This window comes from Cupriavidus gilardii (genome assembly GCF_013314895.1).
GTDB classification, from domain to species: domain Bacteria; phylum Pseudomonadota; class Gammaproteobacteria; order Burkholderiales; family Burkholderiaceae; genus Cupriavidus; species Cupriavidus gilardii_C.
In genome coordinates this window covers 138,572-164,152 of record NZ_JABTYE010000012.1, presented here as the reverse complement: position 1 = coordinate 164,152, position 25,581 = coordinate 138,572, and the positions used below count along the sequence as shown (strand labels likewise).

Genomic DNA, 25,581 nt, shown 5'->3' with positions numbered 1-25,581 from the left:
CCCGATGAGGTCCATCGGGCGTTGCTTACCTTGGCTCAATAGGGCCAAGAACTGTCAACCTATGTCAGGACTTGACAATGGCGATCGCGCCGATTCGCACCGATCGGCGGCGCGCGGCGCCGTCGCCGTTCAGCCGCCGTAGAACGTGCGTCCGTTGGCGTTCGGATCGAAGCGCTTGAGCGTCTCGACCATGCCACCGATGCCGCCCGCGGCGCCATTGTCGCGCTCGGGCATGTCGTCGATGCGGCGCGCGCCGTTGTAGCGCGTGACCCAGTAGGCCGAGCGCATGTCGTCGACGCGGATCTTGCTGCCGGTCGACGGCGCATGCACGAACTTGTTGTCGCCGATATAGATGCCCACATGCGAGAACGCGTGGCGCATCGTATTGAAGAACACCAGATCGCCGGGGCGCAGCTCGTGCGCGGCGACGTTGGTTCCGACGCGGCTGATCTCGACCGAGCGCCGCGGCAGCATGAAGCCGAAGGTGTCATTGAAGACGTAGCGGACGAAGCCGCTGCAGTCCAGGCCGGACTCCGGCGTGTTGCCGCCGAAGCGATAACGGACACCGATCAGGCCCAGCGCGTTCATCACCAGGTCGCCCGCCTTGTTGGCGACATGGCTGGTCGAATTCATCATCGACGACAGCAGGCCTTTTCGGGGCTCGGCCTGCTGCTGGGCCTCGACGCTCAACTCCGCGCCGGGCTCCTTGAACACCGTGTCAGCCAGGGCTCCATTCGACAAGGCCGCGCCGCATGCCAGGGTCAGTCCGATGGCGGCACGCGCCAGGGAATGAAGCACCGTTCGCTGCATGGGTTCTCCCGTTGGTTCCGGTTCGGGTGATTCGAATCACACGATCCCTCACGCGACGCGTTGGACCATCGTCGTGTGGATCGGAGATGACTATGTGGAAAAACTGCCGAGGGCGGATGCAAGCGCCGGACCAGCCGGACAACGGCGTCGGGGCACGGCTTTGGGGCATCCGCCAGGAGACGTGCGGCGTGCAAACCACCCACACATCAAGTTCTCGCGGGATGGTATAAGCTCACGCCAACGATGTCAAAGTTCGTTACAAAATCGGCCGATTTCGTCGTGTAATCAAAGCAATAGCGTGGGGTTTGCACGCCAATTCTCGCGATTGACCGGGATGCCGAACATTAGCGCGGACATGGTGCGGACACTAGCCCGGCCACCCGCCGATGTCTCCCGGACGGGGTTCGAGGCCTAACTGAGCGGCCCGCATCAGCTTGCGCGTGTAGGCATGCTGCGGTGCACCGAGCACCGCTTCGGTCTCGCCCGCCTCGACTACTTCCCCGCCCTTCATCACGATGACCCGGTGCGCCATCGCCCGGATCACCGCCAGATCGTGGCTGATGAACAAATAGCTGAGGTTGTACTTGCGCTGCAGCTGCGACAGCAGCGCGAGCACCTGCTGCTGGATCGATACGTCGAGCGCCGAGGTCGGTTCGTCGAGCACCACCACCTGCGGCTTCAGGATCAACACGCGCGCAATGGCGATGCGCTGGCGCTGGCCGCCCGAGAACTCGTGCGGATAGCGCCCCAAAGCGGTGCGATCGAGCCCGACTTCGCGCAGCGCCTCGATCACGCGCTCGCGCATCGCCTCGCGCGACAGGCCCGGCTGATGCAGCGCCAGGCCCTCGCCGACGATCTGCTCGATCGTCATGCGCGGCGACAGCGAGCCGAACGGGTCCTGGAACACCACCTGCAGGCGAGCCCGCAGCGACGCGCGCTCGGCCCGCTTGACCTGCTCCAGGCTGCGGCCGAGGAACTGGATCTGGCCGCCGCTCTTGCGCTGCAGGGCCAGCACCGCATGGGCAAGCGTGGTCTTGCCCGAACCGGACTCGCCGACGATGCCGAGCGTCTCGCCCTCGCGCAGGTCGAAATCGACCTCCTTGACGGCGCGCACCACGTCGCGGCTGAACCAGCCGGCCAGGCCGCGGCGCTTGCGCGTGTAGTTGACGTCCAGGCCGCGCGCGCTCAGCAGCGTCGGCGCCAGCGGCAGCACCGGCACGACGTCGCGCCGCGGCCGGCTGTCGATCAGCCGCTGCGTGTAGGGATGTCGCGGGTTGGCGAAGACCTCGGCGGTCTCGCCGATCTCGACCAGCATGCCCTGCTCCATCACGCCGATGCGCTGCGCAAACGCGCGCACCATGTTCAGGTCGTGGGTGATCAGCATCACCGCCATGCCGAACTCGGCCTGCAGGTCGCGCAGCAGTTCGAGGATCTGCACGCGGATGGTGACGTCGAGCGCGGTGGTCGGCTCGTCCGCCAGCAGCAGTTTGGGCCGGCAGGCCAGCGCCATCGCGATCATCGCGCGCTGGCGCTGGCCGCCCGACAGCTGGTGCGGAAAGCTGTCGAAGCGGTGCTCGGCCTCCTCGATGCCGGTTCGCTGCAGCAACGCGATCGCGCGCTCGCGCGCGGCGCGCTTGTCCAGCCCTTCGTGCAGTTCCAGCGTCTCGACGATCTGGTTGCCCACCGTATAGAGCGGATTGAGCGCGGTCATCGGCTCCTGGAAGATCATCGCGATCTCGCTGCCGCGAATCGCGCGGATCTCCCGATCGGGCACGCGCAACAGGTCGCGCCCTTCGAAATGGATCGCGCCCTGATAGTGCGCCTCCTCGACGAGCCGCAACATCGACAGTGCGGTCACGGTCTTGCCGGAACCGGACTCGCCGACCAGCGCAAAGCGCTCGCCTGGGCGCAGCGCGAAACTGACGTCGCGCACCGCACGGGTCGCGTCCGGGCCTTCGCCGAAGGTCACCGACAGACGGTCGACACGGATCAGCGCGGGATCGCCGGCATCGGGCGGCGCGGCCACCGGCAGCGGCGGCGTGGTCACGGGCAGCTCGCTCATGGCCGCGCTCCCGCGGCGGACTGCCCCGCCGCTGCGGCGTCCGCCGCCGGTCCGCTGGCCGATCCCGCTGACGGGTCGGGCAACTTCGGCTCGACCCGGCCGCGCAGCGCGGCCAGGCCCAACCGCGTATCGAAGGCATCGCGCAGCGCATCGCCCATGAAGGTAAGCAGCAGCAGCGTGACCACCAGCACGCCGAAGGTCGACAGCGAGATCCACCACGCATCGAGATTGGCCTTGCCCTGGGCCAGCAGCTCGCCCAGGCTCGGCGTGGTCGGCGGCACGCCGAGGCCGAGGAAGTCGAGGCTGGTCAGCGCCAGGATCGCGGCGCTCATGCGGAACGGCAGGAACGTGATCACCGGCGTCAGGCTGTTGGGCAGGATATGGCGCCACATGATCTGTACGTTCGACAGACCCAGCGCGCGCGCCGCCTTGACGTAGTCGAGCGAGCGGTTGCGGTAGAACTCGGCGCGCACGTAGTCCGACAAACCCATCCAGCCGAACAGCGACAGCAGGATGATCAGCAGCGCCAGGCTCGGCTCGAAGATCGAGGCGAAGATGATCAACAGATAGAGCTCGGGCATCGAGCTCCAGATCTCCATCGCGCGCTGCGAGATCAGGTCGAAGCGTCCGCCGAAGAAGCCCATCAGCGCGCCGGTGATGGTGCCGATCACCACGCCGAGCACGGTCAGCGCGAGGCCGAACAGCACCGAGACGCGGAAGCCGTAGATCAGCCGCGCCAGCACGTCGCGGCCGCGATCGTCGGTGCCCAGCCAGTTCTCGGATGACGGCGGCGCGGGATTGGGCTCCTTGGCGAAATAGTTCAGCGTGTCGTACGAATAGCGGTTGGGCGGATAGATGGCCCAGTTGCCGTTGCTGGTGATGCGCTGCCGGATGAACGGATCGAGATAATCGGTCGGCGTCGGGAAGTCGCCGTCGAAGGTGGTCTCGGCATAGGTCTGCACGATCGGGAAATACCACTCGCCGCGGTACTTGACCACCAGCGGCCGGTCGCTCGACAGCACCTCGGCGAACATGCTGAGCACGAACAGCACGACAAACGCGATCAGGCTCCAGTAGCCGAGCCGGTTGCGGCGGAAGCGCTGCCAGGCACGCTGGCGCGGCGACAGCGAGGACGGCAGCCGGTCCAGCCGGGGCGGCCGCGGGGTGGAACGGAAAGGGGATTGCCAACGCGGGGTCATCGCGGCATGGCCTCGAAATGGATGCGGGGGTCGACCAGCACGTAGCAGACATCGGAGATCAGCCGGGTCACCAGGCCGATCAGCGTGAACAGGTACAGCGTGCCGAGCACGACCGGATAGTCGCGGCGCAGCACCGCTTCATAGGACAGCAGGCCCAGCCCGTCGAGCGAGAACAGCGTCTCGATCAGCAGCGAGCCGGTAAAGAACGCGCCGATGAAGGCGGCGGGGAAACCGGTGACCAGCGGGATCAGCGCATTGCGGAAGATATGCTTCCACAGCACGCGCCGCTCCGACAGGCCCTTGGCGCGCGCGGTCAGCACATACTGCTTGCGCACCTCCTCCAGGAAGGCGTTCTTGGTCAGCATCGTCACCACGGCAAAGCTGCCGACCACGGACGCGGTGATCGGCAGCACCAGGTGCCACAGATAGTCCATGACCTTGCCCATCAGCGACAGCTGCTCCCAGTTGTCCGAAGTCAGGCCGCGCAGCGGAAACCACTGCACGAAGGTGCCGCCGCCGAACAGCACCAGCAGCAGCACGCCCAGCACGAAGCCCGGGATCGCGTAGCCGACCAGCACGATCATGCTGGTCACCACGTCGAAACGGCTGCCCGCGCGGATCGCCTTGGCGATGCCGAGCGGCACCGATATCAGGTAGGTCAGAAAGAAGGTCCACAGCCCGAGACTGACCGACACCGGCAGCTTGGACTTGACCAGCTCCCACACGCTGCGGTGCTGGAAATAGCTCTGGCCGAGATCGAACTGCGCAAAGCGCTTGAGCATCATCCAGTAGCGCTCCAGCGGCGGCTTGTCGAAGCCGTACAGCGCCTGGATCTCCTTGATCTTCTCGGGGTCGACGCCGCGCCGGCCGCGGTATTCGGCGCCGCCGCCGCTGGCCTCGCCGCCGCCGCCGCGGCCCTTGAGCTCCATCATCATCTGCTCGACGGGCCCGCCGGGCACGAACTGGATCACGACGAAGGTCAGCGTGATGACGCCGATCAACGTCGGGATCATCAGCAGAACGCGCTTGAGCAGATAGGCCAGCATGCCGTTTCCTGTTTTCCTTTGGCGCCTGTCGCGGCCGTCGCCGCGCTCAGCGCGCCGCCTTGGCCGGGGCCGCCTTGGCCTGGGCGGTGGCGGCGGGCACGTCGCTGCGCCACCAGCTGCTGAGCACCCACCCCTCGGCCGTGTAGTAGTGCGGCAACCGCTGCGGATAGACCAGCTCGCGCCGGTAGGCGATGCGGTGCGAGGCGCTGTACCAATTGGGCACCACGTAATAGCCGTGCATCAGCACGCGGTCCAGCGCGCGCGACGCGTTGATCAGTTCCTTGCGCGTCTGCGCGCGCAGCACGTGGTCGACCAGCTTGTCGACCGCCGCCGATTTCAGCCCGAACAGATTGTCCGAGCCCGGCATCGTCGCCGCCTCGCTGTTGAAGCGGTCGCGCAGCTCGTTGCCCGGGCTCTGCGAGTCGGGGAAGCGGATCGACACCACGTCGAAATCGAAGTCCTCCAGCCGTTTCTGGTACAGCGCGAAGTCGGTGGTGCGCTGATGGACCTGGATGCCGAGCTTCTCCAGATTGCGCACATAGGTCGTGATCACGCGGCTCATCGCGCCGCCGTCGTCGAGGAATTCGAACACGAAGGGCTCGCCCTTGGCATTGCGCAGCGCGCCGTCGCTATAGGTCCAGCCTGCCTGCGCCAGCAGCCGGCGCGCCTGGCGCAGATTGTCGCGCAGCGAGCGCGGCGGCTCGGTGGTCGGCTGCGTGACGATCGGGCCGAAGACCTCGGGCGGCAGTTCGTTGCGCAGCGGCTCGAGCAGTGCCAGCTCGCCGGGGCCGGGGCGGCCGTCGAAGGTCGAGCTGGCGGCCAGCTCGCTGTTGGAGAACCAGCTGTCGAGGCGCTTGTAGGCGCCGTAGAACAGCTGGCGGTTCAGCCATTCGAAGTCCAGCGCGAGGATCAGCGCCTGGCGCACGCGCACGTCCTGGAACAGCGGTTTGCGCAGGTTCATCACGAAGCCCTGCATGCCGGCGCCATTGCGGTGCGGGAATTCCGTCTTCATCAGCTCGCCGTTGGCGAAGCGCTTGCCGACATAACTCTTGGCCCAGCTCTTGGAGCGGTACTCGACGATCGCGTCGAATTCGCCGGCCTTGAAGGCTTCCAGCCGCGCGGTCTCGTCCTTGTACAGCCGGTACACCACGCGGTCGAAGTTGAAGGTGCCGCGCCGCACCGGCAGATCCCTGCCCCAATAGTTCGGGTTGCGCTTGTAGACGATGCCGCGGCCCGCGTCGTAGCGCTCGATCAGATAGGGGCCGCTGGTGACCGGCGTTTCGAACGTCAGCTTCTCGAACGGCACCTTGGCGGTCCATTTGCGCGAGAACACCGGCAGAGAGCCGACGATCAGCGGCAGCTCGCCGTTGCGCTGCTTGAAGTCGTAGCGCACCGTGCGCTCGTCGATGACGGTCAGCGACTTCACGTCGGCGCACATGCTGCGATAGCCTGGGCTCGAGGCCTTGCTCATCAGCATGTCGAACGAATATTTGACGTCGCTCGCCAGCACCGGATCGCCGTTGTGAAAGCGCGCCTGCGGGCGGATGCGGAAGGTCACCGACAGCTCGTCGAGTGCCACCGTGACGTCCTCGGCCAGCAGGCCGTAGGCGCTGGCGGTCTCGTCGGCGCTGCCGATCAGCAGCGACTCGAACATCAGCGACGTGAGCCCTGGCGCCGCGACGCCCTTCAGCGTGAACGGATTGAACTTGTCGAAACTGGTACGCCGGTCCGGATTGGCCAGCGTCAGCGTGCCGCCGCGAGGGGCCTCGGGATTGACGTAGTCGAAGTGGTGGAAGTCGGCTGGGTACTTCAGGTCGCCGTGCAGCGCGAAGCCGTGCGCGGCCCATCCCGTCGTCGGCACCATCGGCAACAGCACCGCCAGCAGGGCGGCTGCGGCGGACCGTGCCAGCATCTGGACCAGGCCGGTGCGAGTCCGCGCCCGGATACGATGCCATGCCGAAAACGGCCCTGCTGCTTGCCTTTGCATCCGGTCGATGCCCTCCCCTGAACTACGCTTGGCAGTACGGCCGCGGTCGGTGCCCGGGCCAAGTTGTGCGACAATTTTACCTTCGTTCGGCGGCGTTCCAGCCATCCGGACATTCCAGTACGCGGCGTGGCCGCGGCCGCAGCCGGTGCGCCGGCGGCTACCGGGCATTCGTTCCGGCAAGCGGCCCGGCGAGCCGCAGCATGAACCGTGCCCAGCGGCGTGCCCCAACCCGGCACACGGCGCCGATGCGCATCACAAGACCACCATGGAGAACTTATGGGATTTCTGGCAGGTAAGCGGATCCTGATCACCGGCTTGCTGTCGAACCGCTCGATCGCCTACGGCATCGCGTCGGCCTGCAAGCGCGAAGGCGCGGAACTGGCCTTCACCTATGTCGGCGAGCGCTTCAAGGACCGTATCCAGGACTTTGCCAAGGAATTCGGCAGCGATCTGGTATTCGAATGCGATGTGTCGAGCGACGAGCAGATCGCCGCCACCTTCGCCGCGCTGGGCCAGCGCTGGGACAAGCTCGACGGGCTGGTCCATTCGATCGGTTTCGCGCCGCGCGAAGCGATCGCGGGGGACTTCCTCGACGGCCTGTCGCGCGAGGCGTTCCGCGTCGCCCACGACATCTCGGCCTACAGCTTCCCGGCGCTCGCCAAGGCCGCGCTGCCGCTGCTGTCGGACAAGGCCTCGCTGCTGACGCTGACCTATCTGGGCAGCGAGCGCGTGGTGCCCAACTACAACACGATGGGCCTGGCCAAGGCGTCGCTGGAAGCCAGCGTGCGCTACCTGGCCGCCTCGGTCGGCCCGCGCGGCATCCGCGCCAACGGCATCTCCGCCGGCCCGATCAAGACCCTGGCGGCCTCGGGCATCAAGGGCTTCGGCAAGCTGCTCGGCCACTTCGAAGAAGCCGCCCCGCTGCGCCGTAACGTCACGATCGACGAAGTCGGCAACGTGGCGGCCTTCCTGCTGTCCGACCTGTCGAGCGGCGTGACCGGCGAGATCACCTACGTGGACGCCGGCTTCAATATCGTGGGCGCCAGCCTGCCGGAAGGCGAGTAAGCATCTGTCATCACGGCGGCCGCGGGACCAAACCCGCGGCCGCCGCTTGTCTCTCATCCTCTCTTCTCGTTTGCGCTTGCGGTCGGCTACACCGGTTCGATGCAGCCAACCGGATAGCGCGCCAGCTTGGTGTCGGCCGTCACGAGCCGCATCGACTCGGCGAGCGCCTGCGCCACGAGCATCCGATCGAACGGATCCTTGTGGCCCTCCACGTCGGGCAAGTTCGCCACCATTCCCGCATGCGCCTCCGTCATCGCGAGACTGCGATAGCCGCTCGCCCGGAATGCCGCCATTGCCATCCCCGGACTGAATGGAAGCTTGCCGCTGGCAAACTTGATGGCGATCTCCCACAGGCTGACCGCGCTGACAACGACTTCGTTGCCGGGATCGATCAGCAAACCCCGCGCCGGACCGGACAAGCGAGGACTATCCTGCGCAGCCCAAATCGCCACCTGGGTATCGAGCAGCAGGATCATTCGCCCTCCGTAAACAGGCGGGTGATTTCCTCATTGCTCTCGTCGAACTCCTGCTGGCTCATCGCCGGAAATCCGCCAAGGAAGGCGATGCCGCCTCCGATCCGTTTCGAAATATCCAACGGTTCAATCGGGACGATACGGGCTGCGGGCTGTCCATTGCGGGCGATGATGACTTCGGCCTGCGAACCGCTTTCGACCGCCTCTACCAGCTGGGACAGCCGGCTTTTGGCGTCGTGCATGTTGACGATCAGCATCACGGTCTCCCGATGTCGATTAGCTAAACATTAGCTAGTCTAAGCGGCATCGATTCCGTTTGCCAGGCAGCTGTCTTCGGAAAACACAAGGGCGCGGCCAGTATCGACAGCCAAAACGACGAGAAAAGCCTGAAGGAGTCTGGCGCCGGAATGAATGCGCCTCGGAAGCGCCTGAACCGGCACCGGAGGAGAATGGCCCGCCCTGCACGATTCGAACGTGCGACCGCTCGCTTAGAAGGCGAGTGCTCTATCCAACTGAGCTAAGGGCGGTCGGAAGAGAAAAAGAAGAGAAAAAGGGTTAGCCGGCCGTGGCCTGCTAACCCTTGTCGTTCTGGTCGGGGCGACATGATTCGAACATGCGACCCTCTGATCCCAAATCAGATGCGCTACCAGGCTGCGCTACGCCCCGAAGCCGCGCATTGTATCCGTCGGCACTGCCGCGGTCAAACGAGATCGGCGCACAGGTACGCCGCGCCCCACCGAGCCTGCAAGAGGCGATGCCAGCACTTCACTAGCACACGGGAACTAAGGCGGCCGCCGGGAACCCAAAATGCTGCAGGTGCGTTCATGCTATAATCGCGCATCCGCAAAGGCGGCCGTCCGGCTGCCCATCATGGAGCCACAAAGGAAGGAAGCTTGGCTAAGGAAGAACTCATTGAATTCGGCGGCGTCGTTTCGGAAGCGCTGCCCGACAACCGCTATCGCGTGCTGCTGGAAAACGGCGTGGAAATCTGGGCCTACGCATCGGGCAAGATGCAGAAGCACCGGATCCGTATTCTGGCCGGCGACCGCGTGACGCTGGAAATGTCGCCCTACGACCTGACCAAGGGTCGTATCAACTTCCGTCACAAGAGCTGATACCGGACCGCCCGGTCCAACGGTTTCGCTCCTGCTCGGCGTCGCTGCGACGACGCGATCTTGCGCGTCGCATTGGCGGCGTCGTGCCTACCACCGTACCGCAGCAAATCGCAGCTTGGACGCGGTCATCCGATTGGAATGACCGCGGCGGTGGCGTTCGCGTGTCCGCGAACAGCGGCCCTTCGCGCCCCCCTCATACCGCCCTCCGCTGCGCTCGGCTTGCCGGGGATCCTCCCGGACGCCATCTCATCGCGGCCCCCCCCCGATACCCACAGGACCCTCGCTGCTCAGAGTTCGTTCGTGCGTCCTCAGCGCGGATCTTGACCGTTTCGCGACCGTCATCGCTCCGTCATCGACGCCCCCGATACTCCCGCGTCGCCTGGCGTCATGGACCTGTCACCGGCATGGCGGCGCATTGCCCGGGCCATGCGGCTGGGCCATACTGGCCGCCGCATTGGCTCGTCGGTCATGCGGCGCACATAGGCGCTGAGCGCATGGCCTGACGCCGGCGAACCCAGGCTCGACACACCAGTCGAATCGATCCGGACGGAGCCGGTACGGTCTCCGGAGTTCCAACACGAACGACCACTGCACGGCATTCGCGCCGTGCCGATCTCCAGCGATGAACCTGATCCTGTGGCGCCACGCCGAAGCGGAAGCGCTCCCCGATGTTGCCGGCATGGGCCGCGCCGCGGACCTGCAACGTGCCCTGACCCGCCGCGGCCGCAAGCAGGCCGAAGCCTCGGCCGCGTGGTTGCGCGCGCATCTGCCGCCCGATGCGCGGCTGTTGTGCAGTCCGGCGCAGCGCAGCCGCGAAACCGCAGCGGCATTGCGCCCGGATGCGCTGGTGGTGCCCGCGCTGGCGCCGGACAGCGATGTCACCGACGTGCTGGCCGCGATCGACTGGCCGCATGCGGCCGGCACCACGGTCGTGGTCGGACATCAGCCCTGGATCGGCCGGCTCGCGGCGCTGCTGCTGGCGGGCACGGAGATCAGCTGGAGCATCCGCAAGAGCGGCATCTGGTGGCTGACGGCCCGCACGCGCGAGCACGAGGACCAGGTGGTGCTGCGCGCGGTCATCAACCCCGAATTCCTTTGACCTTGGTGCGGATGCCGTACGCGGCGCGGTAACCGCCGCCGCGTATTCATCTCGCCACGGCCGCACGGTCACGCAACCGTCATCGCCGCTTCACGGGGCTGTCACTGGCCCCCTCTACATTGTTTCGCAGCCATGTTGTCATCGAAAGGACATCTGATGCGAGACCTCCCGACGCCTACCCAGCCGCTCTTCGATTCCTTGCCCAATGGCCTGGCGGGCCATTCGGGCCGGAGGCGTCTTCATCGCCAATCCGTTGCGCAGCAAGATGCAGCGCCTGCTCTCAGCGTGGCGTGGGCGCGCCACCAGGACGAAGTAGTCGAGGCGCAGCGGCTGCGCTACAAGGTGTTTGCCGAGGAGATGGGCGCGCGCCTGTCGACCTCGTCGCCCGAGCTCGACATCGACATGTTCGATGCCTACTGCGACCACCTGATCGTGCGCGACCTGGCCACGCTGAAAGTCGTGGGCACCTATCGCGTACTGCCGCCCCACCAGGCCAAGCGCATCGGCTGCCTGTACGCCGAATCGGAATTCGATCTGGTCCGGCTGGCGCATCTGAAGCCGAAGATGGTCGAGCTGGGACGCTCGTGCGTGCATCGCGACTACCGCACCGGCAGCGTCATCATGGCGCTGTGGGGCGGCCTGGGCGAGTATCTGCAGCGCTGGGGCATCGAGTCGATGCTCGGCTGCGCAAGCGTGCCGATCAACGACGGCGGTCATATCGCTGCCAGCCTGAGCCGCGTGTTCGCGCGCAACTATCTGGCGCCGATCGAATACCACGCGTTTCCGCGGCTGCCGTTGCCGGTCGAGGAGCTGAATCAGGATCTGGAAGTCGAGCCGCCGGCGCTGATCAAGGGCTATCTGCGCCTGGGCGCGCGCATCTGCGGCATGCCCGCCTGGGATCCGGACTTCAATGTGGCGGACTTCCTTACGCTGCTGCGCGTGGGGGACATGAATCCGCGTTATGCGCGGCATTTCCTGGGGTTGCAGCGCTGAGCCGACGAGGTAACGGCGCGCCGCTGGCGCGCTGCCCTCTCCCCGGCCCTCTCCCGCAGGCGGGAGAGGGAGAACACCGCCGCATCGCCTCTCAGACGTACACCACCTTGTAGCGGATTCCGATCCGCTCCCATTCGTCGGCTTCCTTGCCGAGGCTGTATTCGACCAGCGGATTGGCCTCGATCCATGCCTTGGGCAGCCGCACCTCGAAGCCCTCTTCCAGCGCATCGGCGCGCTGGCTGACCTTGATCTCCGGCAGTTCGACGTCGGCGCGGCGCCGGCACAGCACGAAGGCCAGGCGCAGGCTGAACAGCATGCGCCAATCGAGAAAGCGACCGCGCCCGGACAGCTTGCCCAGCTTGCCGGCATGGCCGAGCAGCAGCGTGGCGAGCCGCGCCTGATCGGTCTTGGAAAAGCCCGGCATGTCCGCATGCGTGGCGATATAGGCCGAATGCTTGTGGTAGCTGCTGTGCGCGATCGACATGCCGATCTCGTGCAGGCTCGCGGCCCAGCCCAGCAGCGCCAGATTGTCCTCGCGCCGCTCGTTGGCCGGGTCCGGAAACTGCGCCAGCAGCCGTTGCGCGGCGTGGCGCACGCGCGCGGCCTGGGCACGGTCGACGCCATAGCGGCGCATGAATTGATCGACCGTGACAGTGCGCATGTCCTCGTGATGGCTGCGGCCGAGCAGGTCGTACAGCACGCCCAGCCGCAGCGCGCCGTCGGTCACGTCCATGCGGTCGACATCGAGTTCCGCGAACACGCCGAGCATGATCGACAGCCCGCCCGGCAGCACCGGAATCCGGTCCGGCTTCAGGCCGATCAGCCGCACGCGATTGGTGTTCTCGGCCTTGATCAGCGCGCGCTTGAGCCGCTCCAGTCCTTCGCGCGTGATGCCGTGCTCCTGCGCGTTGTCGTTCATGCCGTTCAGCTCGATCAGCTCGGCCAGCGCGCGGGCGGTGCCCGACGAGCCCACCGCCTGCTTCCAGCCCGCGCTGCGGTACTGGCGCACCAGCACCTGGATCTCGCGGCGCGCAGCCAGTTCGGCCTGCTTCATCGCGTACTCGTCGACATTGCCGCTGGGAAAGAACTGCCGGCTATGCGACACGCAACCGATATACAGCGACTCCATCAGCTTGGCGGTATAGCCATGGCCGATGATGAATTCGGTCGAGCCGCCGCCGATATCGACCACCAGGCGATTGCCGGCACAGGCCGGCGCATCGTGCGACGCGCCCAGATAAATCAGCCGGGCCTCCTCGCGGCCGGCGATCACCTCGATCGGGAAGCCCAGCGCGTTCTCCGCCTCGATCAGAAACTCCGAGGCGTTCTTCGCCACGCGCAGCGTATTGGTGGCAACGGCCCGCACCTGGTCCGGCGAGAATTCGCGCAGGCGATCGCCGAAGCGCCGCAGCGCCTCCACGCCGCGGCGCCGCGCCGGCTGGTCCAGGTACTTGTCGGCGGTCAGGCCCGCGGCCAGCCGCACCGGCTCGCGCAGCGCATCGACCTGGAAGATCTGGCTGACCGGACCGGTCGCGGTCTGGATCTCGTCCACCCGGCCGATCATCAGCCGGAAACTGTTGGAGCCCATATCGACGGCGGCGAGCAGGCGTGGAGTATTGTTCATCGTCATAGCAGTCTGGAAACACGGACCGGCGGCGTCGCGTTCAGCGCCGGCCGCGCGAGGCAGGAAGAATATGTCCTGGTCGTGTCGGTGTCATGACAAAATCACGTTGTCATCAAGTTGACACGATTCTATGGAAAAGTCGCCGCATCGCCCAAAGAAGGTCATGCCTATGTCGACGACCCCGCCCGGTACGCTGCTCAATCGCGAACTCGGCATCCTGGAATTCAACTCCCGTGTGTTGGCCCAGGCAGCGGACCCGTCGGTGCCGCTGCTGGAACGCCTCAAGTTCATCTGCATCGTGTCGAGCAATCTCGACGAGTTCTTCGAGATCCGGATGGCCGGACTCAAGGAGCAGATGCGCGACAACCCGTCCGGCCTGACGCCCGACGGCCTGTCGTTCCAGCAAACCTACCAGGCGATCACCGAGCGGACACAGCGCCTCGTTGCAGCGCAGTATGCCATGCTGCAGGACGTGATCTTCCCCCTGCTCGAGCGCGAGGGGGTGTTCTTCCACATGACGACGGTCTGGAACGACGCCCAGCGCGACTGGGCGCGCGACTTCTTCGTGCGCGAGATCGGGCCGGTGCTGACGCCGATCGCGCTCGATCCCGCCCATCCCTTTCCGCGCGTTTCCAACAAGAGCCTGAACTTCGTCGTCGAGCTGTCCGGCAAGGACGCCTTCGGCCGCGAGGCCGACCTGGCGATCGTGCAGGCCCCGCGCGCGCTGCCGCGCGTGGTGCAGATGCCGCAGTCGCTGTCGGGCTATCCGTACGGCTTCGTGCTGCTGTCCTCGTTCATGCAGGGCTTCGTGCACGAGCTGTTCCCGGCGATCGAGGTCGACGGCTGCTATCAGTTCCGCGTGACCCGCAATTCCGATCTGTTCGTCTCCGAAGACGAGATCACCGATCTGCGCGAGGCACTGCAGGGCGAACTGCCGACGCGTCACTACGGCGATGCGGTGCGGCTGGAGGTCGCGGCAGAAACGCCGCCGGCGCTGACGCGGCGGCTGCTGACCGAGTTCGCGCTCGGCGAACAGGATCTGTACCGCGTCAGCGGTCCGGTGAACCTGGTGCGGCTGATGTCGATCCCCGATATGGTCGACCGCCCCGCCCTCAAGTATCCGCCGCACGTTCCCGCCGCGGTCAGGGCGTTCAGCGGCAGCGCGCCGATGTTCGACGTGATCCGCCAGCGCGACGTGCTGCTGCACCATCCGTACGAAAGCTTCAGCTCGGTGCTGGATCTGCTGCAGCTGGCGGCCAACGATCCGGACGTGGTGGCGATCAAGCAGACCGTCTATCGCACCGGCAACGACTCGCTGGTGATGGAAGCGCTGATGACCGCGGTGCGCAACGGCAAGGATGTGACCGTGGTGCTGGAGCTGCTGGCGCGCTTCGACGAGGAAACCAATATCAACTGGGCGGAGCGTCTCGAATCGGCGGGTGCCCACGTGATCTACGGCGTGGTCGGCCACAAGTGCCACGCCAAGATGCTGCTGATCGTGCGGCGCGAGCCCGCCAGCCCGAAGAGCAAGCAGACCAAGCTGCGCCGCTACGTCCATCTGGGCACCGGCAACTATCATCCGCGCACCGCACGGCTGTACACCGACTTCGGGCTGCTGACCGCCAACGAGGAAGTGTGCGAGGACGTGCACCACGTATTCCAGCTGCTGACCGGCACGGCCGGCTCGATCAAGCTCAAGCATCTGTGGCAGTCGCCGTTCACGATGCAGAGCAATCTGGTCGAGCACATTCGCGCGGAAGCACGCAACGCGCGGGCCGGCAAGCCGGCGCGCATCATCGCCAAGATGAACGCGCTGCTGGAGCCGTCGGTGATCGAGGAACTGTACAAGGCCTCGCGCGCCGGCGTGCAGATCGATCTGATCGTTCGCGGCGTTTGCGCGCTGCGCCCGGGCGTGCCGGGGCTGTCCGAGAACATCACGGTGCGGTCGATCGTCGGCCGCTTCCTCGAACACCATCGCGTCAATTACTTCCTGGCCGGCGGCACCGAGTTGCTGTATCTGTCGAGCGCCGACTGGATGGACCGCAACCTGTTCCGCCGCGTCGAGGTCGCCTTCCCGATCCTGGACAAGACGCTGAAGACGCGCGTGATCCAGGAAGGGCTGCTGGTGCATCTGCGCGACAACGGCTCGGCCTGGGTGATGCAGCCGGACGGCAGCTATGTGCAGCAGACGGGCAAGGGCAAGGAACGGCGGGTCAGTCAGATGGAGTTGCTAGGGATGTTCGCCTGAGGGACGAAGTCTGGCGACTCGGCTGCTCCCCTCTCCCGCTGGCGGGAGAGGGGTTGGGGGAGAGGGAAAACGGTGGTTCAAACACCACCGCCTCTGCTTGACACCACCCCCTCTCCCCAGCCCTATCCCCCTGAGGGGGAGAGGGAGCAAATCACCGGGCAAATTGAGGCTCTACGGCTGCGCTGATCCTACGCCGCGTGCCGCGCGCCCGGCTGGTGGATGCTGCGATCGACCGGAAACACCACCCGGAACACGCTGCCCTTGCCTACCTCGCTGCTGATGCGCAGCTCGGCGTGGTGGCGCGACAGCACGTGCTTGACGATGGCCAGGCCCAGGCCGGTGCCGCCGGTATCGCGTGAACGGCTGCGGTCGATGCGATAGAAGCGTTCGGTCAGCCGCGGAATGTGCTCGGCGGCGATGCCCAGTCCCGTATCGCTGACCGAGAACACCGCGTGGCCGTCGCGGTAGCACAGGGCGATGCCGATTCGGCCGCCCTCGGGCGTGTAGCGCACCGCGTTCGACACCAGATTGCCCAATGCCGACAGCAGCTCGGTTTCGCTGCCGCGGATGCCGACCGTTCGATCGATGTCGGCGGTGATCTCGTGCCGGCCCTGCGACAGGCCCTGCGCGTCGTGCACCAGGTGGTGCACCAGCGCGCCGATATCGACCGGATCCTGGCTTGGCGGCTGCATGTCGCTTTCGAGCTTGGCCAGCGCCAGCAGGTCCTCGACGATATGCTGCATGCGCATGGCCTGCGTCATCATCATGTCGACATAGCGCCGACGATCCTCGTCCGAGATCGGCAGATCGCGCACGGTCTCGAGAAAGCCCGTCAGCACGGTCAGCGGCGTCTTCAGTTCATGCGAGACGTTGGCAACGAAATCGCGCCGCATCGACTCGGTGTTCTCGAGCTTGGTGATGTCCTGTGTCAGCACCAGCTTGCGATTGTCGCCATAGGGCAGCACCTGCACCGCCAGCACGCTCTGCTTGTGTTCGCCCATGTCGCGCATCTGCAAGGGTTCGTCGAAACGTTGCAACATCAGGTACTGCACAAACTCCGGCCGCCGGATCAGATGCGTGATGCGCTGGCGTGCGTCACGCCGCGCGCTGAGGCCGAAATGCAGTTCGGCCACGGCGTTGCACCACTCGATCTGGTCGGCGTCGTCCAGCATCAGCACGCCGTTGGGCGAGGCCTGGATGGCCTGAATGAAGCGGGTATGCTGCTGCTCGACCTGCAGCACCTGCATGCGCCAGCGCTTGACCAGCCGGTGCAGCCGGTAATAGACCTCGCCCCACAGGCCGAGCGCGCTGGGAATCTCGCCGTAAGCCGGCGCGTCCAGCACCTTCCACAGCCGGTTGATCTGATACAGGTAATACAGCAGCAGCGCCAGCAGCGCGCCGCTGGTCACCGCCAGCGCGGTGGTGACGCCGACAAGGACGGCCAGCAGCGCGGCGGCGATGGCCAGCAGGATCAGGACGGCCGCGGATCGGGCCCAGATGACATTCATGAGATCGTGCGATGGCAGCCTGGCGGGGGTCGGCGACGGCGGAATTCAGGGCCGGCCGCGCAGGCGGAATGGGCCGCAGTGTGCCACGAAACCGAAGAAAGCGACGCCGCCTCGCCCCGGCCGCCCGTCTCGCGGCGAGCCCGGCGAGCCCGGCCCTTCACTGCCCCGGCGACCGGGCCAGGCGATAGCCGCTGCCGCGCACCGTTTCGATCATCGCGCTGTAGCCCCCGGGGGCCAGCGCCGCGCGCAGGCGCTTGATATGGACGTCGACGGTACGCTCCTCGACGAAGACGTGGTCGCCCCAGACCTGATCGAGCAGCTGCGAGCGGCTGTGCACGCGCTCCGGGTGGGTCATCAGGAAATGCAGCAGGCGGAATTCGGTCGGGCCAAGTTCGAGCTTGATCGGGCCCGATTCGTCCTCGCCGGTGACGCGATGCGTGGCCGGGTCCAGCCGCAGGCCGTTGATCGCGACCACATCGTCGGTCAGCTGCGGCGCGCGCCGGCGCAACACCGCCTTGATGCGCGCCAGCAGTTCCTTCGGCGAGAACGGCTTGGTCACGTAGTCGTCGGCGCCTGCCTCCAGTCCCATCACCTTGTCCTGCTCCTCGCTGCGGGCGGTCAGCATGATGATCGGGATCTGCTTGGTGCGCTCGTTGTTGCGCAGTTCCTTGGCGAACACCGCCCCCGACTTGCCCGGCAGCATCCAGTCGAGCAGGACCAGATCGGGCAACACATCGCTCATCAGCGACAGCGCCTGCTCGGCGTTGTAGGCACGGATCGGATAGTGCCCGGCGTGCTGCAGGTTGACGGCGATCAGTTCGGCGATGGCCGGTTCGTCTTCGACGACCAGAATACTGCTAGGCATGAATGAAGTCTCCGCTCTCTGGCAGGTTCAGGTATTGGCAGATGGAACAGCGAGATGACGTAGTACAGCGGGCGATGTACGCCGAGCGAAACGGGCAGGTACACGCCGGGCAGCGAGACAACGGACAGGTACCACGGCGTCGCTCGACGGGTTGGTTCAGCTCAGCGCTTCCTTTTCCATGTCCTCGCGCGAGGTATGGCGGACGTCGGTGCCCTTGACGATATAGATGATGAACTCCGCAATGTTCTTGGCATGGTCGCCGATGCGCTCGACGGCCTTGGCGATGAACAGGAAGTCCAGCGCGACCGAGATCGTGCGCGGGTCTTCCATCATGTAGGTGATCAGCTTGCGCACGAAGGCGCGGAATTCGTCGTCGATCGCCTTGTCTTCCTTGACGATGCGCGCGGCCGCGACCGTATCGAGGCGGGCAAAGGCATCGAGCGACTTGCGCAGCAGCGCGATCGCCAGATCGCCGGCCAGCTTGACCTCGGCGTAGTTGATGCCCTGCGCGCCGGTTTCTTCCATGATGTGCTTGGTGCGCTTGGCGATCTTCTCGGCCTCGTCGCCGGCACGCTCCAGGTTGGTGATGGTCTTCGAGATGGCCATCACCAGGCGCAGGTCGCGCGCGGTCGGCTGCCGGCGCGCGATGATATTGCCGCAGTCGGCGTCGATCTCGATCTCGAGCGCATTGAGCTGGTTTTCGCGCTCGATGACCAGATCGGCGAGCGTGGCGTCGAAGTCGGTCAGCGCCTTCATCGCGGTATCGATCTGCGCCTCGACCAGGCCGCCCATCTGCAGCAGCTTGGTATTGATCGCGTTGAGGTCGGCGTCGAACTGGGTCGACAGGTGCTTGTCGGTCATCATGTTCTCCTGGCCGCGGATGCTGATGCATCGCGCGGCACGGCGGGCGTTGCTTGGACGGGCTGCCTTGCTGCTCAGCCGAAACGGCCGGTGATGTAGTCCTCGGTTTCCTTGCGATGCGGCTTGATGAAGATCTTCTCCGTCTCGCCGAACTCGATCAGCTCGCCCAGGTACATGTAGGCGGTGAAGTCCGAGCAACGCGCGGCCTGCTGCATATTATGGGTCACGATCACCACCGTGTACTCGTCCTTGAGTTCGGCGATCAGTTCCTCGATGCGGCCGGTCGAGATCGGGTCCAGCGCCGAGCACGGCTCGTCGAGCAGCAGCACCTCGGGGCGGATCGCGATACCGCGCGCGATGCACAGCCGCTGCTGCTGGCCGCCGGACAGGCTGTAGCCCGACTGGTGCAGCTTGTCCTTGGCCTCGTTCCACAGCGCGGCCTTGGACAGCGCCCACTCGACGCGATCGTCCATTTCCGAGCGCGACAGCTTCTCGAACAGCCGCACGCCGAAGGCGATATTGTCGTAGATCGACATCGGAAACGGCGTCGGCTTCTGGAACACCATGCCCACCTTGGCGCGCAGCAGCGCGATGTCCTTGCGGCTGGTCAGCAGGTTCTCGCCGTCCATGTTGATCTCGCCCTCGGCGCGCTGCTCGGGATAGAGCGCGTACATCTTGTTGAGGGTGCGCAGCAGGGTCGATTTGCCGCAGCCCGACGGGCCGATGAAAGCCGTGACCTTGCGGTCCGGGATCGACATGTTGATGTTCTTCAGCGCGTGGAACTGTCCGTAGTAGAAGTTCAGGTTGCGCACGTCGATCTTCGCGCGGACGCTGTCGGGGATGTCGATGACGGTCGAAGTCATGCTGGGTCTCGCAGGTAAATTCGTGGTTTCGCGTGCTGCTTGCGGTTCGCTTTGCTGCCGGATCATTGGGCCGATGGCGTGGGCTGCGCTCACTGGCTCTTCTTGAACAGCACGCGCGCCAGGATGTTCAGCGCCAGTACGCCGATCGTGATCAGGAACACGCCGGCCCAAGCCAGTTCCTGCCATTCGGTAAAGGGGCTCATCGCGAAGCGGAAGATGGTCACCGGCAGGTTGGCCATCGGCTTGTTCAGGTCCGTGCTCCAGAACTGGTTCGACAGCGCGGTGAACAGCAGCGGCGCGGTCTCGCCGGCGATCCGGGCCACGGCCAGCAGCACGCCGGTAATGATGCCCGCGTACGAGGCCTTGACCGTAATCGACAGCACCATCTTCCATTTCGGCGTGCCGAGCGCGAAGGCGGCCTCGCGCAGCGCGTTGGGCACCAGGTTCAGCATGTTCTCGGTGGTGCGCACGACGATCGGGATCTGCAGCAGCGCCAGCGCGCAGATGCCGGCCCAGGCCGAAAAATGCCCCATCCGGGCCACCACCAGCGCGTAGACGAACAGGCCGATCACGATCGACGGCGCCGACAGCAGGATGTCGTTGATGAAGCGGATGAAGCTGGCCAGCGCCGACTTCTGGCCGTACTCGGCCAGATAGATGCCGGCCAGGATGCCCAGCGGCGTGCCCAGCACGGTCGCCAGGCCCACCATCACGAAGCTGCCGAAGATCGCGTTGGCCAGGCCCCCGCCGGCGGTGTTCGGTGCCGGCGTCATCTGCGTGAACAGGTCGATCGACAGACCGCCGATACCCAGCGCGATCGTGGTCCACAGGATCCACGCGAGCCAGAACAGGCCGAAGGTCATCGCCGCCAGCGAGGCCGCCAGCGCGTAGACGTTCATGCGCTTGCGCCGTGCCTGCAGGCGCTCACGCACCTCGTTGGCATCGGCATGGACAGCCGGGATCGACGACGTCGACATGGTCGCTTGGCTGGTCGAATTCATTTCTTGCCCTCATTGCGCGACAGGCGCAGCAGCAGCAGTTTGGACAGCGCCAGCACGACGAAGGTGATGAAGAACAGGATCAGACCCAGCTCCATCAGCGCGGCGGTATGCAGGCCGGGACCGGCCTCGGCAAACTCGTTCGCCAGTGCGGACGTGATGCTGTTGCCCGGCGAGAACAGCGAGGCGTTGTCCAGCAGATTGGTGTTGCCGATCACGAAGGTGACCGCCATCGTTTCGCCCAGCGCGCGGCCCAGGCCCAGCATGATGCCGCCGATCACGCCGGCGCGGGTATAGGGCAGCACGACGTTCCACATCACCTCCCAGGTGGTGCAGCCGACGCCGTAGGCGGATTCCTTCAGCAGCACGGGGGTGACCTCGAACACGTCGCGCATCACCGAGGCGATATACGGAATGATCATGATCGCCAGGATCACGCCGGCGCACAGCAGGCCGATGCCCAGCGGCGCGCCCTGGAACAGCGGCCCGATCAGCGGCAGCTGCCCCACGGTGGCGGCCAGCGGCTTCTGAAAGTACTCGCCGAACAGCGGCGCGAACACCAGCAGGCCCCACATGCCGTAGACGATCGACGGCACCGCGGCCAGCAGCTCGATGGCTGTGCCCAGCGGGCGGCGCAGCCATGCCGGCGACAGCTCGGTCAGGAACAACGCGATGCCGAAGCTGACCGGCACCGCGATGATCAGCGCGATCAGCGAGGTCACGACGGTGCCGTAGATCGGCACCAGCGCGCCGTAGACGTCGGCGGGAGGATCCCACTCCGCCGTCCACAGGAATTTGAGGCCGAAGACCTGGATCGAAGGCCAGGCACTGATGGCAAGCGAGACGATGATGCCGCCCAGCAGCATCAGGGTGACGATGGCGGCGCCGCGCGTCAGGCCACCGAACAGGATGTCACCGGTGCGGCCGGGTGCGCGTACGGCGGGAAGATCGGACGTGGTCGCCATGGTAGGAGTACTCGGTTTTGCTCCCCTCCCCCGCTTGCGGGAGAGGGGCCGGAACGGGGACCGGGGGAGAGCGCAGCACGCTTGGCACGCCCTCCCGTCGGATCACCACAGATCGATCAGTACAGGCCCTTGCCCGACGCGTCCTTGATGCTGTTCTTCCAGGTCGCGCGGATCTGGTTGACGACCGCCTCGGGCATCGGCACGTAGTCCAGTTCCGTGGCCATGTTGCCGCCGCTCTTGTAGGCCCAGTCGAAGAACTTCAGCACTTCCGCGCCTTGCGCCGGCTTTTCCTGGTTCTTGTGCACCAGGATGAAGGTCGCGCCGGCGATCGGCCAGGCGTCCTTGCCCTGCTGGTTGGTCAGGATCTGGTAGTACGACTTGCTCCAGTCGGCGCCGGCCGCAGCGGCCTTGAACGCATCGTCGCTCGGCGAAACCACCGCGCCAGCGGCGTTCTTCATCTTCACGTGCGTCATCTTGTTCTGCTTGGCGTAGGCGTACTCGACGTAGCCGATCGCGCCGTTCAGACGCTGCACGAAGGCGGCCACGCCCTCGTTGCCCTTGCCGCCGGTGCCGCCGCCCGGCCAGTTGACCGTGGTGCCTTCACCGACCGTGCTCTTCCAGTCGGGGCTGACCTTCGACAGGTAGTTGGTGAAGATGAAGGTGGTGCCCGAACCGTCGGCGCGGCGCACCGGCAGGATGTCCTGGCTCGGCAGCTTGGCGTTCGGATTCAGCGCCTTGATGGCCGGATCGTCCCACTTCTTGATCTTGCCCAGATAGATGTCGGCCAGCACTTCGCCGGTGATGGTCAGGTCGCCCGGCTTGATGCCTTGCAGATTGATCACCGGCACCACGCCGCCGATCACGGTCGGGAACTGCACCAGACCTTGCTTGGCCAGTTCCTCGTCCTTCAGCGGGGCGTCCGAAGCGCCGAAATCGACCGTCTTGGCGTTGATCTGCTTGATGCCGCCCGACGACCCGATCGATTGATAGTTGACCTTGTTACCCGTTGCTTTTTGGTATGCATCGGCCCACTTGGAATAGACGGGCGCCGGAAAGGAAGCGCCTGCACCGGTAATTTCTGCCGCGAATGCGGAGCCTGCTACCACCATCGAAACGATGCCCGCAACGGCAGTCTTGACCAGCTTCATATGTCCTCCAGAGAACATGGTTTGGGAATGTCAGTTTTTTGACATCCCGAACTGTATGCGGCCACTATGACAGTTCCATGACATCGCCAAAATTTCTTTGAAGTGACATTTAAGACCGGCGGGGAGCGGCTGCCGCCCTGCCCCGGCAGCAAAGAAAAACGCCCGGCACGGGCCGGGCGTTTTCCGAAGGGCGGCTGACGGACCTGCGCCCTGCTCGATACTCAGGAAGCCAGCGAGTCCGCCAGCTTGCGGGCCGCCTGCTCGGCCGTCTCTGCCTGCTCCGCCTCGACCATCACCCGGACCACCGGCTCGGTGCCGGAGGCGCGGATCAGTACCCGACCCTTCCCGGCCAGCGCCGGCTCGATCTCGGCGCGCGCAGCCTGCAGGCCGGCATGGTTTTGCCAGTCGAAGCCCTTCTGCACCCGCACATTGATCAGCGTCTGCGGAAACAGCGACACGCCGTCGAGCAGCTGGGCCAGCGTCTTGCCGCTGCGGCGCAGCGCCGCCAGCACCTGCAGGGCCGACACGATGCCGTCACCGGTGGAGTGCCGATCCAGACATAGCAAGTGGCCCGAGCCCTCGCCGCCCAGGGTCCAGCCGCGCTTGCCCAGTTCCTCCAGCACGTAGCGGTCCCCGACCTTGGCACGGACGAACTCGATGCCCTGGCGTTGCAGCGCCAGCTCCACCGCCATATTGGTCATCAGCGTGCCGACCACGCCGGGAACGCTGTGCCCGCAGGCGATGCGGTCCTGCACGATCGCATACAGCAGCTCGTCGCCGTTGTAGAGCCGGCCATCGGCGTCGACCACCTGCAGCCGGTCGGCGTCGCCGTCGAAGGCCAGGCCGAGGTCCGCGCCGTTGGCCTTGACGGCCTCGACCAGCTTGTCGGGCGCGGTGGCGCCGTAGCCGTCGTTGATATTGCGCCCATTGGGCTGGTTGCCGATCGACACCACGTCCGCGCCCAGCTCGTGGAACACGTGCGGGGCGATGTGGTAGGCGGCGCCATGCGCGCAGTCGACCACCAGCTTCAGGCCATGCAGGTCCTTGTCGTACGGAAAGGTGCTCTTGCAGAACTCGATGTAACGGCCGGCCGCATCGTCGATCCGGCGGGCGCGGCCCAGCTGGTCGGACGGCACGCAGTGCATCGGCGCCTCCAGTTCGGCCTCGATCGCCAGTTCGACATCGTCGGCCAGCTTGTCGCCGGTCGCCGAGAAGAACTTGATGCCGTTGTCGTGGTACGGGTTGTGGCTGGCCGAGATCACCACCCCGGCGGCAAGGCGCAGCGCCCGCGTCAGGTAGGCGACGCCGGGCGTGGGCAGCGGACCGGTCAGCAGCACATGGACGCCTGCCGCGGTGAAGCCCGCCTCCAGCGCCGCTTCCAGCATATAGCCGGAGATCCGCGTGTCCTTGCCGATCAGCACCGTGGGCTTGCCCTGCGTGCTCGGCTGGCCTAGCGCCAGCACGCGGCCGGCTGCATAGCCGAGCCGCATCACGAAGTCCGGCGTGATCGGCGCCTCGCCGACCCTGCCGCGCACGCCATCGGTGCCGAAGTATTTACGTGTCATCCGATCGTTCTCCCTGTTCTGATTCGGGTTCCGGTTGTTCGTGTTTTGAATGAGTGGGGGTTACCGCAGCGGCGGAAGAGACTGCGGCTCGGCCGCTCGGGCCGAGGCTTCCAGCTCGAGGCGCTGCTGGCGCACCGCCCACCAGGTCTTCATGGCATCGACCGAGGCCTGCACATCGTGCACGCGCACGATATAGGCGCCGCGTTCGGCAGCGCACACAGCGCCGGCGATGCTGGCCGCGACGCGCTGCTGCGGCGGCCGTCCGCCGAGGATCGCCCCCAGCGTCGACTTGCGCGACAGGCCGGCCAACAAGGGCAGCCCTTCGACCGCCAGCTGCGGCAATTCGCCAAGCAGGCGCAGATTATGATCGACAGTCTTGCCAAAGCCAAAGCCCGGATCGAGCACGATGCGGCTGTCGTCGACGCCGGCGGCGCGCAGCGCGTCGACTCGCTGCTGCAGGAAGTCACGGACCTCGCCGACCACGTCGTCGTAGTGCGGGGCCTCCTGCATCGTCTGCGGGTCGCGCTGCATGTGCATCACGCACAGGCCCGCTTCGCCCGCCTCGGCCGCAGCGACCGCGTCGATTGCGCCCGGCATGCGCAGACCCCAGATGTCATTGATGAGATCCGCGCCGGCCGCCAGCGCGGCGCGCATGGTCTCGGGCTTGTAGGTATCGATCGACAGCGGCTTGCCGCAGTCGCGCAGCGCCTCGATCACCGGCAGCACGCGTGCCAGTTCCTGGTCCAGCGGCAGCGAGGCGGAGCCCGGCCGGCTCGATTCGCCGCCGATATCGATGATGTCCACGCCCTCGGCAATCATCTGTTCGGCATGGCGCAGCGCCGCGTCGCGGCTCGCATGCTGGCCGCCGTCGGAGAACGAGTCGGGCGTCACGTTGAGGATGCCCATGACCAGCGGGCGGCGGTCGCGCGGGAAGCGGTAGCGCCCGCACTGGAAATACGAGGTCGACAAGTTGCAGTCCTGAATGAAACGGGAAGGAAAACGGGAAACGAGAAACGCGAACGGAGGTCGGCGGCGAGGGGTCGGGACGAAAAAAGCCGGTGCCCTGGGGCACCGGCTTTCGAAGCTC

At 66.0% G+C, this 25,581-nt stretch carries 22 protein-coding genes and 2 tRNA genes; 5 read left to right on the top strand and 19 right to left on the bottom strand.

Going from position 1 to position 25,581, the window contains the following annotated elements:
• Positions 1–129: 129 nt before the first annotated feature.
• The 5 genes from HTY53_RS14055 to HTY53_RS14035 form a co-directional block, all read right to left on the bottom strand.
• Positions 130–810, bottom strand: a complete 681-nt coding sequence (locus HTY53_RS14055) for a C40 family peptidase (RefSeq protein ID WP_174107216.1) — start codon at positions 808–810, stop codon at positions 130–132.
• Between the two features lie 367 nt (positions 811–1,177).
• Entirely contained in the window at positions 1,178–2,872 is a 1,695-nt protein-coding gene (locus HTY53_RS14050) for an ABC transporter ATP-binding protein (protein ID WP_174107215.1), read from the bottom strand.
• Positions 2,869–4,071, bottom strand: coding sequence for an ABC transporter permease (locus HTY53_RS14045; protein WP_174107214.1), 1,203 nt, complete (start codon positions 4,069–4,071; stop codon positions 2,869–2,871). Before HTY53_RS14045 ends, HTY53_RS14050 begins: the two co-directional genes overlap by 4 nt.
• Positions 4,068–5,117 (bottom strand): microcin C ABC transporter permease YejB, encoded by a 1,050-nt coding sequence (locus HTY53_RS14040; RefSeq protein ID WP_149319846.1) that lies wholly within the window; start codon positions 5,115–5,117, stop codon positions 4,068–4,070. The genes HTY53_RS14045 and HTY53_RS14040 overlap by 4 nt, the downstream gene beginning before the upstream one ends.
• Before the next feature lie 46 nt (positions 5,118–5,163).
• On the bottom strand, positions 5,164–6,981 hold the full coding sequence (locus HTY53_RS14035) for an extracellular solute-binding protein (RefSeq protein WP_254599955.1): 1,818 nt from the start codon (positions 6,979–6,981) through the stop codon (positions 5,164–5,166).
• A 399-nt stretch (positions 6,982–7,380) separates the two neighbouring features.
• Here HTY53_RS14035 and fabI point away from each other — a divergent pair, with 399 nt between their 5' ends.
• A complete protein-coding gene (gene fabI, locus HTY53_RS14030) occupies positions 7,381–8,169 on the top strand; it encodes an enoyl-ACP reductase FabI (protein WP_174107212.1) in 789 nt (262 codons plus the stop codon).
• Positions 8,170–8,255: 86 nt separating this feature from the next.
• Here fabI and HTY53_RS14025 read toward each other — a convergent pair whose 3' ends face one another.
• From HTY53_RS14025 to HTY53_RS14010, 4 genes are all read right to left on the bottom strand, one after another.
• A complete protein-coding gene (locus tag HTY53_RS14025) occupies positions 8,256–8,645 on the bottom strand; it encodes a type II toxin-antitoxin system VapC family toxin (RefSeq protein ID WP_174107211.1) in 390 nt (129 codons plus the stop codon).
• On the bottom strand, positions 8,642–8,899 hold the full coding sequence (locus HTY53_RS14020; RefSeq protein ID WP_174107210.1) for a type II toxin-antitoxin system Phd/YefM family antitoxin: 258 nt from the start codon (positions 8,897–8,899) through the stop codon (positions 8,642–8,644). Before HTY53_RS14020 ends, HTY53_RS14025 begins: the two co-directional genes overlap by 4 nt.
• A gap of 193 nt (positions 8,900–9,092) precedes the next feature.
• Positions 9,093–9,169: transfer RNA gene (locus HTY53_RS14015), tRNA-Arg, on the bottom strand.
• Positions 9,170–9,231: 62 nt separating this feature from the next.
• A tRNA-Pro gene (locus HTY53_RS14010) sits at positions 9,232–9,308 on the bottom strand.
• A gap of 227 nt (positions 9,309–9,535) precedes the next feature.
• On the opposite strand from HTY53_RS14010, the gene infA reads away from it, so the two are divergent.
• The 3 genes from infA (at position 9,536) to HTY53_RS13995 (ending at position 11,849) form a co-directional block, all read left to right on the top strand.
• Entirely contained in the window at positions 9,536–9,757 is a 222-nt protein-coding gene (gene infA, locus HTY53_RS14005) for a translation initiation factor IF-1 (protein WP_006578938.1), read from the top strand.
• A 622-nt stretch (positions 9,758–10,379) separates the two neighbouring features.
• Positions 10,380–10,856, top strand: a complete 477-nt coding sequence (locus HTY53_RS14000) for a SixA phosphatase family protein (protein WP_174107209.1) — start codon at positions 10,380–10,382, stop codon at positions 10,854–10,856.
• Positions 10,857–11,012: 156 nt separating this feature from the next.
• Complete coding sequence (locus HTY53_RS13995; protein ID WP_174107208.1) at positions 11,013–11,849, top strand: GNAT family N-acetyltransferase; 837 nt, start codon at positions 11,013–11,015, stop codon at positions 11,847–11,849.
• A gap of 91 nt (positions 11,850–11,940) precedes the next feature.
• On the opposite strand, the gene ppx is transcribed toward HTY53_RS13995, so the two are convergent.
• Positions 11,941–13,473 (bottom strand): exopolyphosphatase, encoded by a 1,533-nt coding sequence (gene ppx / locus HTY53_RS13990; protein ID WP_174107207.1) that lies wholly within the window; start codon positions 13,471–13,473, stop codon positions 11,941–11,943.
• A gap of 130 nt (positions 13,474–13,603) precedes the next feature.
• Here ppx and ppk1 point away from each other — a divergent pair, with 130 nt between their 5' ends.
• Positions 13,604–15,721, top strand: coding sequence for a polyphosphate kinase 1 (gene ppk1 / locus HTY53_RS13985; protein ID WP_174107206.1), 2,118 nt, complete (start codon positions 13,604–13,606; stop codon positions 15,719–15,721).
• 188 nt (positions 15,722–15,909) lie between these two features.
• On the opposite strand, the gene phoR is transcribed toward ppk1, so the two are convergent.
• The 9 genes from phoR to folP all read right to left on the bottom strand — a co-directional run bounded on the left by phoR (position 15,910) and on the right by folP (position 25,463).
• Positions 15,910–17,229: a phosphate regulon sensor histidine kinase PhoR gene (phoR, locus tag HTY53_RS13980; protein WP_174107205.1), complete on the bottom strand. Its 1,320-nt coding sequence runs from the start codon at positions 17,227–17,229 to the stop codon at positions 15,910–15,912.
• Positions 17,230–17,386: 157 nt separating this feature from the next.
• Positions 17,387–18,094, bottom strand: coding sequence for a phosphate regulon transcriptional regulator PhoB (gene phoB, locus HTY53_RS13975; protein ID WP_149319839.1), 708 nt, complete (start codon positions 18,092–18,094; stop codon positions 17,387–17,389).
• Positions 18,095–18,250: 156 nt separating this feature from the next.
• Entirely contained in the window at positions 18,251–18,955 is a 705-nt protein-coding gene (gene phoU / locus HTY53_RS13970; protein WP_174107204.1) for a phosphate signaling complex protein PhoU, read from the bottom strand.
• Between the two features lie 74 nt (positions 18,956–19,029).
• The gene (gene pstB, locus HTY53_RS13965) at positions 19,030–19,818 is read right to left on the bottom strand and encodes a phosphate ABC transporter ATP-binding protein PstB (protein ID WP_006576607.1); all 789 of its coding nucleotides are present in this window, start codon (positions 19,816–19,818) and stop codon (positions 19,030–19,032) included.
• A gap of 89 nt (positions 19,819–19,907) precedes the next feature.
• Positions 19,908–20,819 carry a phosphate ABC transporter permease PstA gene (gene pstA, locus HTY53_RS13960; protein WP_174107203.1) on the bottom strand — a complete coding sequence of 304 codons (912 nt, stop codon included), beginning with the start codon at positions 20,817–20,819 and terminating at the stop codon, positions 19,908–19,910.
• Positions 20,816–21,781 carry a phosphate ABC transporter permease PstC gene (gene pstC, locus HTY53_RS13955; RefSeq protein WP_174107202.1) on the bottom strand — a complete coding sequence of 322 codons (966 nt, stop codon included), beginning with the start codon at positions 21,779–21,781 and terminating at the stop codon, positions 20,816–20,818. Before pstC ends, pstA begins: the two co-directional genes overlap by 4 nt.
• 116 nt (positions 21,782–21,897) lie before the next feature.
• Positions 21,898–22,929 carry a phosphate ABC transporter substrate-binding protein PstS gene (pstS, locus tag HTY53_RS13950; RefSeq protein WP_174107201.1) on the bottom strand — a complete coding sequence of 344 codons (1,032 nt, stop codon included), beginning with the start codon at positions 22,927–22,929 and terminating at the stop codon, positions 21,898–21,900.
• A 221-nt stretch (positions 22,930–23,150) separates the two neighbouring features.
• Positions 23,151–24,494 carry a phosphoglucosamine mutase gene (gene glmM / locus HTY53_RS13945; RefSeq protein ID WP_174107200.1) on the bottom strand — a complete coding sequence of 448 codons (1,344 nt, stop codon included), beginning with the start codon at positions 24,492–24,494 and terminating at the stop codon, positions 23,151–23,153.
• Between the two features lie 60 nt (positions 24,495–24,554).
• Entirely contained in the window at positions 24,555–25,463 is a 909-nt protein-coding gene (gene folP / locus HTY53_RS13940; protein ID WP_174107199.1) for a dihydropteroate synthase, read from the bottom strand.
• Between the last annotated feature and the right edge of the window lie 118 nt (positions 25,464–25,581).

Coding starts and splice junctions, on each gene's coding strand:
- HTY53_RS14055 (WP_174107216.1), bottom strand. CDS start 810: ATGCAGCGAACGGTGCTTCATTCCCTGGCGCGTGCCGCCATCGGACTG.
- HTY53_RS14050 (WP_174107215.1), bottom strand. CDS start 2,872: ATGAGCGAGCTGCCCGTGACCACGCCGCCGCTGCCGGTGGCCGCGCCG.
- HTY53_RS14045 (WP_174107214.1), bottom strand. CDS start 4,071: ATGACCCCGCGTTGGCAATCCCCTTTCCGTTCCACCCCGCGGCCGCCC.
- HTY53_RS14040 (WP_149319846.1), bottom strand. CDS start 5,117: ATGCTGGCCTATCTGCTCAAGCGCGTTCTGCTGATGATCCCGACGTTG.
- HTY53_RS14035 (WP_254599955.1), bottom strand. CDS start 6,981: ATGGTGCCGACGACGGGATGGGCCGCGCACGGCTTCGCGCTGCACGGC.
- fabI (WP_174107212.1), top strand. CDS start 7,381: ATGGGATTTCTGGCAGGTAAGCGGATCCTGATCACCGGCTTGCTGTCG.
- HTY53_RS14025 (WP_174107211.1), bottom strand. CDS start 8,645: ATGATCCTGCTGCTCGATACCCAGGTGGCGATTTGGGCTGCGCAGGAT.
- HTY53_RS14020 (WP_174107210.1), bottom strand. CDS start 8,899: ATGCTGATCGTCAACATGCACGACGCCAAAAGCCGGCTGTCCCAGCTG.
- HTY53_RS14000 (WP_174107209.1), top strand. CDS start 10,380: ATGAACCTGATCCTGTGGCGCCACGCCGAAGCGGAAGCGCTCCCCGAT.
- HTY53_RS13995 (WP_174107208.1), top strand. CDS start 11,013: ATGCGAGACCTCCCGACGCCTACCCAGCCGCTCTTCGATTCCTTGCCC.
- ppx (WP_174107207.1), bottom strand. CDS start 13,473: ATGAACAATACTCCACGCCTGCTCGCCGCCGTCGATATGGGCTCCAAC.
- ppk1 (WP_174107206.1), top strand. CDS start 13,604: ATGGAAAAGTCGCCGCATCGCCCAAAGAAGGTCATGCCTATGTCGACG.
- phoR (WP_174107205.1), bottom strand. CDS start 17,229: ATGAATGTCATCTGGGCCCGATCCGCGGCCGTCCTGATCCTGCTGGCC.
- phoB (WP_149319839.1), bottom strand. CDS start 18,094: ATGCCTAGCAGTATTCTGGTCGTCGAAGACGAACCGGCCATCGCCGAA.
- phoU (WP_174107204.1), bottom strand. CDS start 18,955: ATGACCGACAAGCACCTGTCGACCCAGTTCGACGCCGACCTCAACGCG.
- pstB (WP_006576607.1), bottom strand. CDS start 19,818: ATGACTTCGACCGTCATCGACATCCCCGACAGCGTCCGCGCGAAGATC.
- pstA (WP_174107203.1), bottom strand. CDS start 20,819: ATGAATTCGACCAGCCAAGCGACCATGTCGACGTCGTCGATCCCGGCT.
- pstC (WP_174107202.1), bottom strand. CDS start 21,781: ATGGCGACCACGTCCGATCTTCCCGCCGTACGCGCACCCGGCCGCACC.
- pstS (WP_174107201.1), bottom strand. CDS start 22,929: ATGAAGCTGGTCAAGACTGCCGTTGCGGGCATCGTTTCGATGGTGGTA.
- glmM (WP_174107200.1), bottom strand. CDS start 24,494: ATGACACGTAAATACTTCGGCACCGATGGCGTGCGCGGCAGGGTCGGC.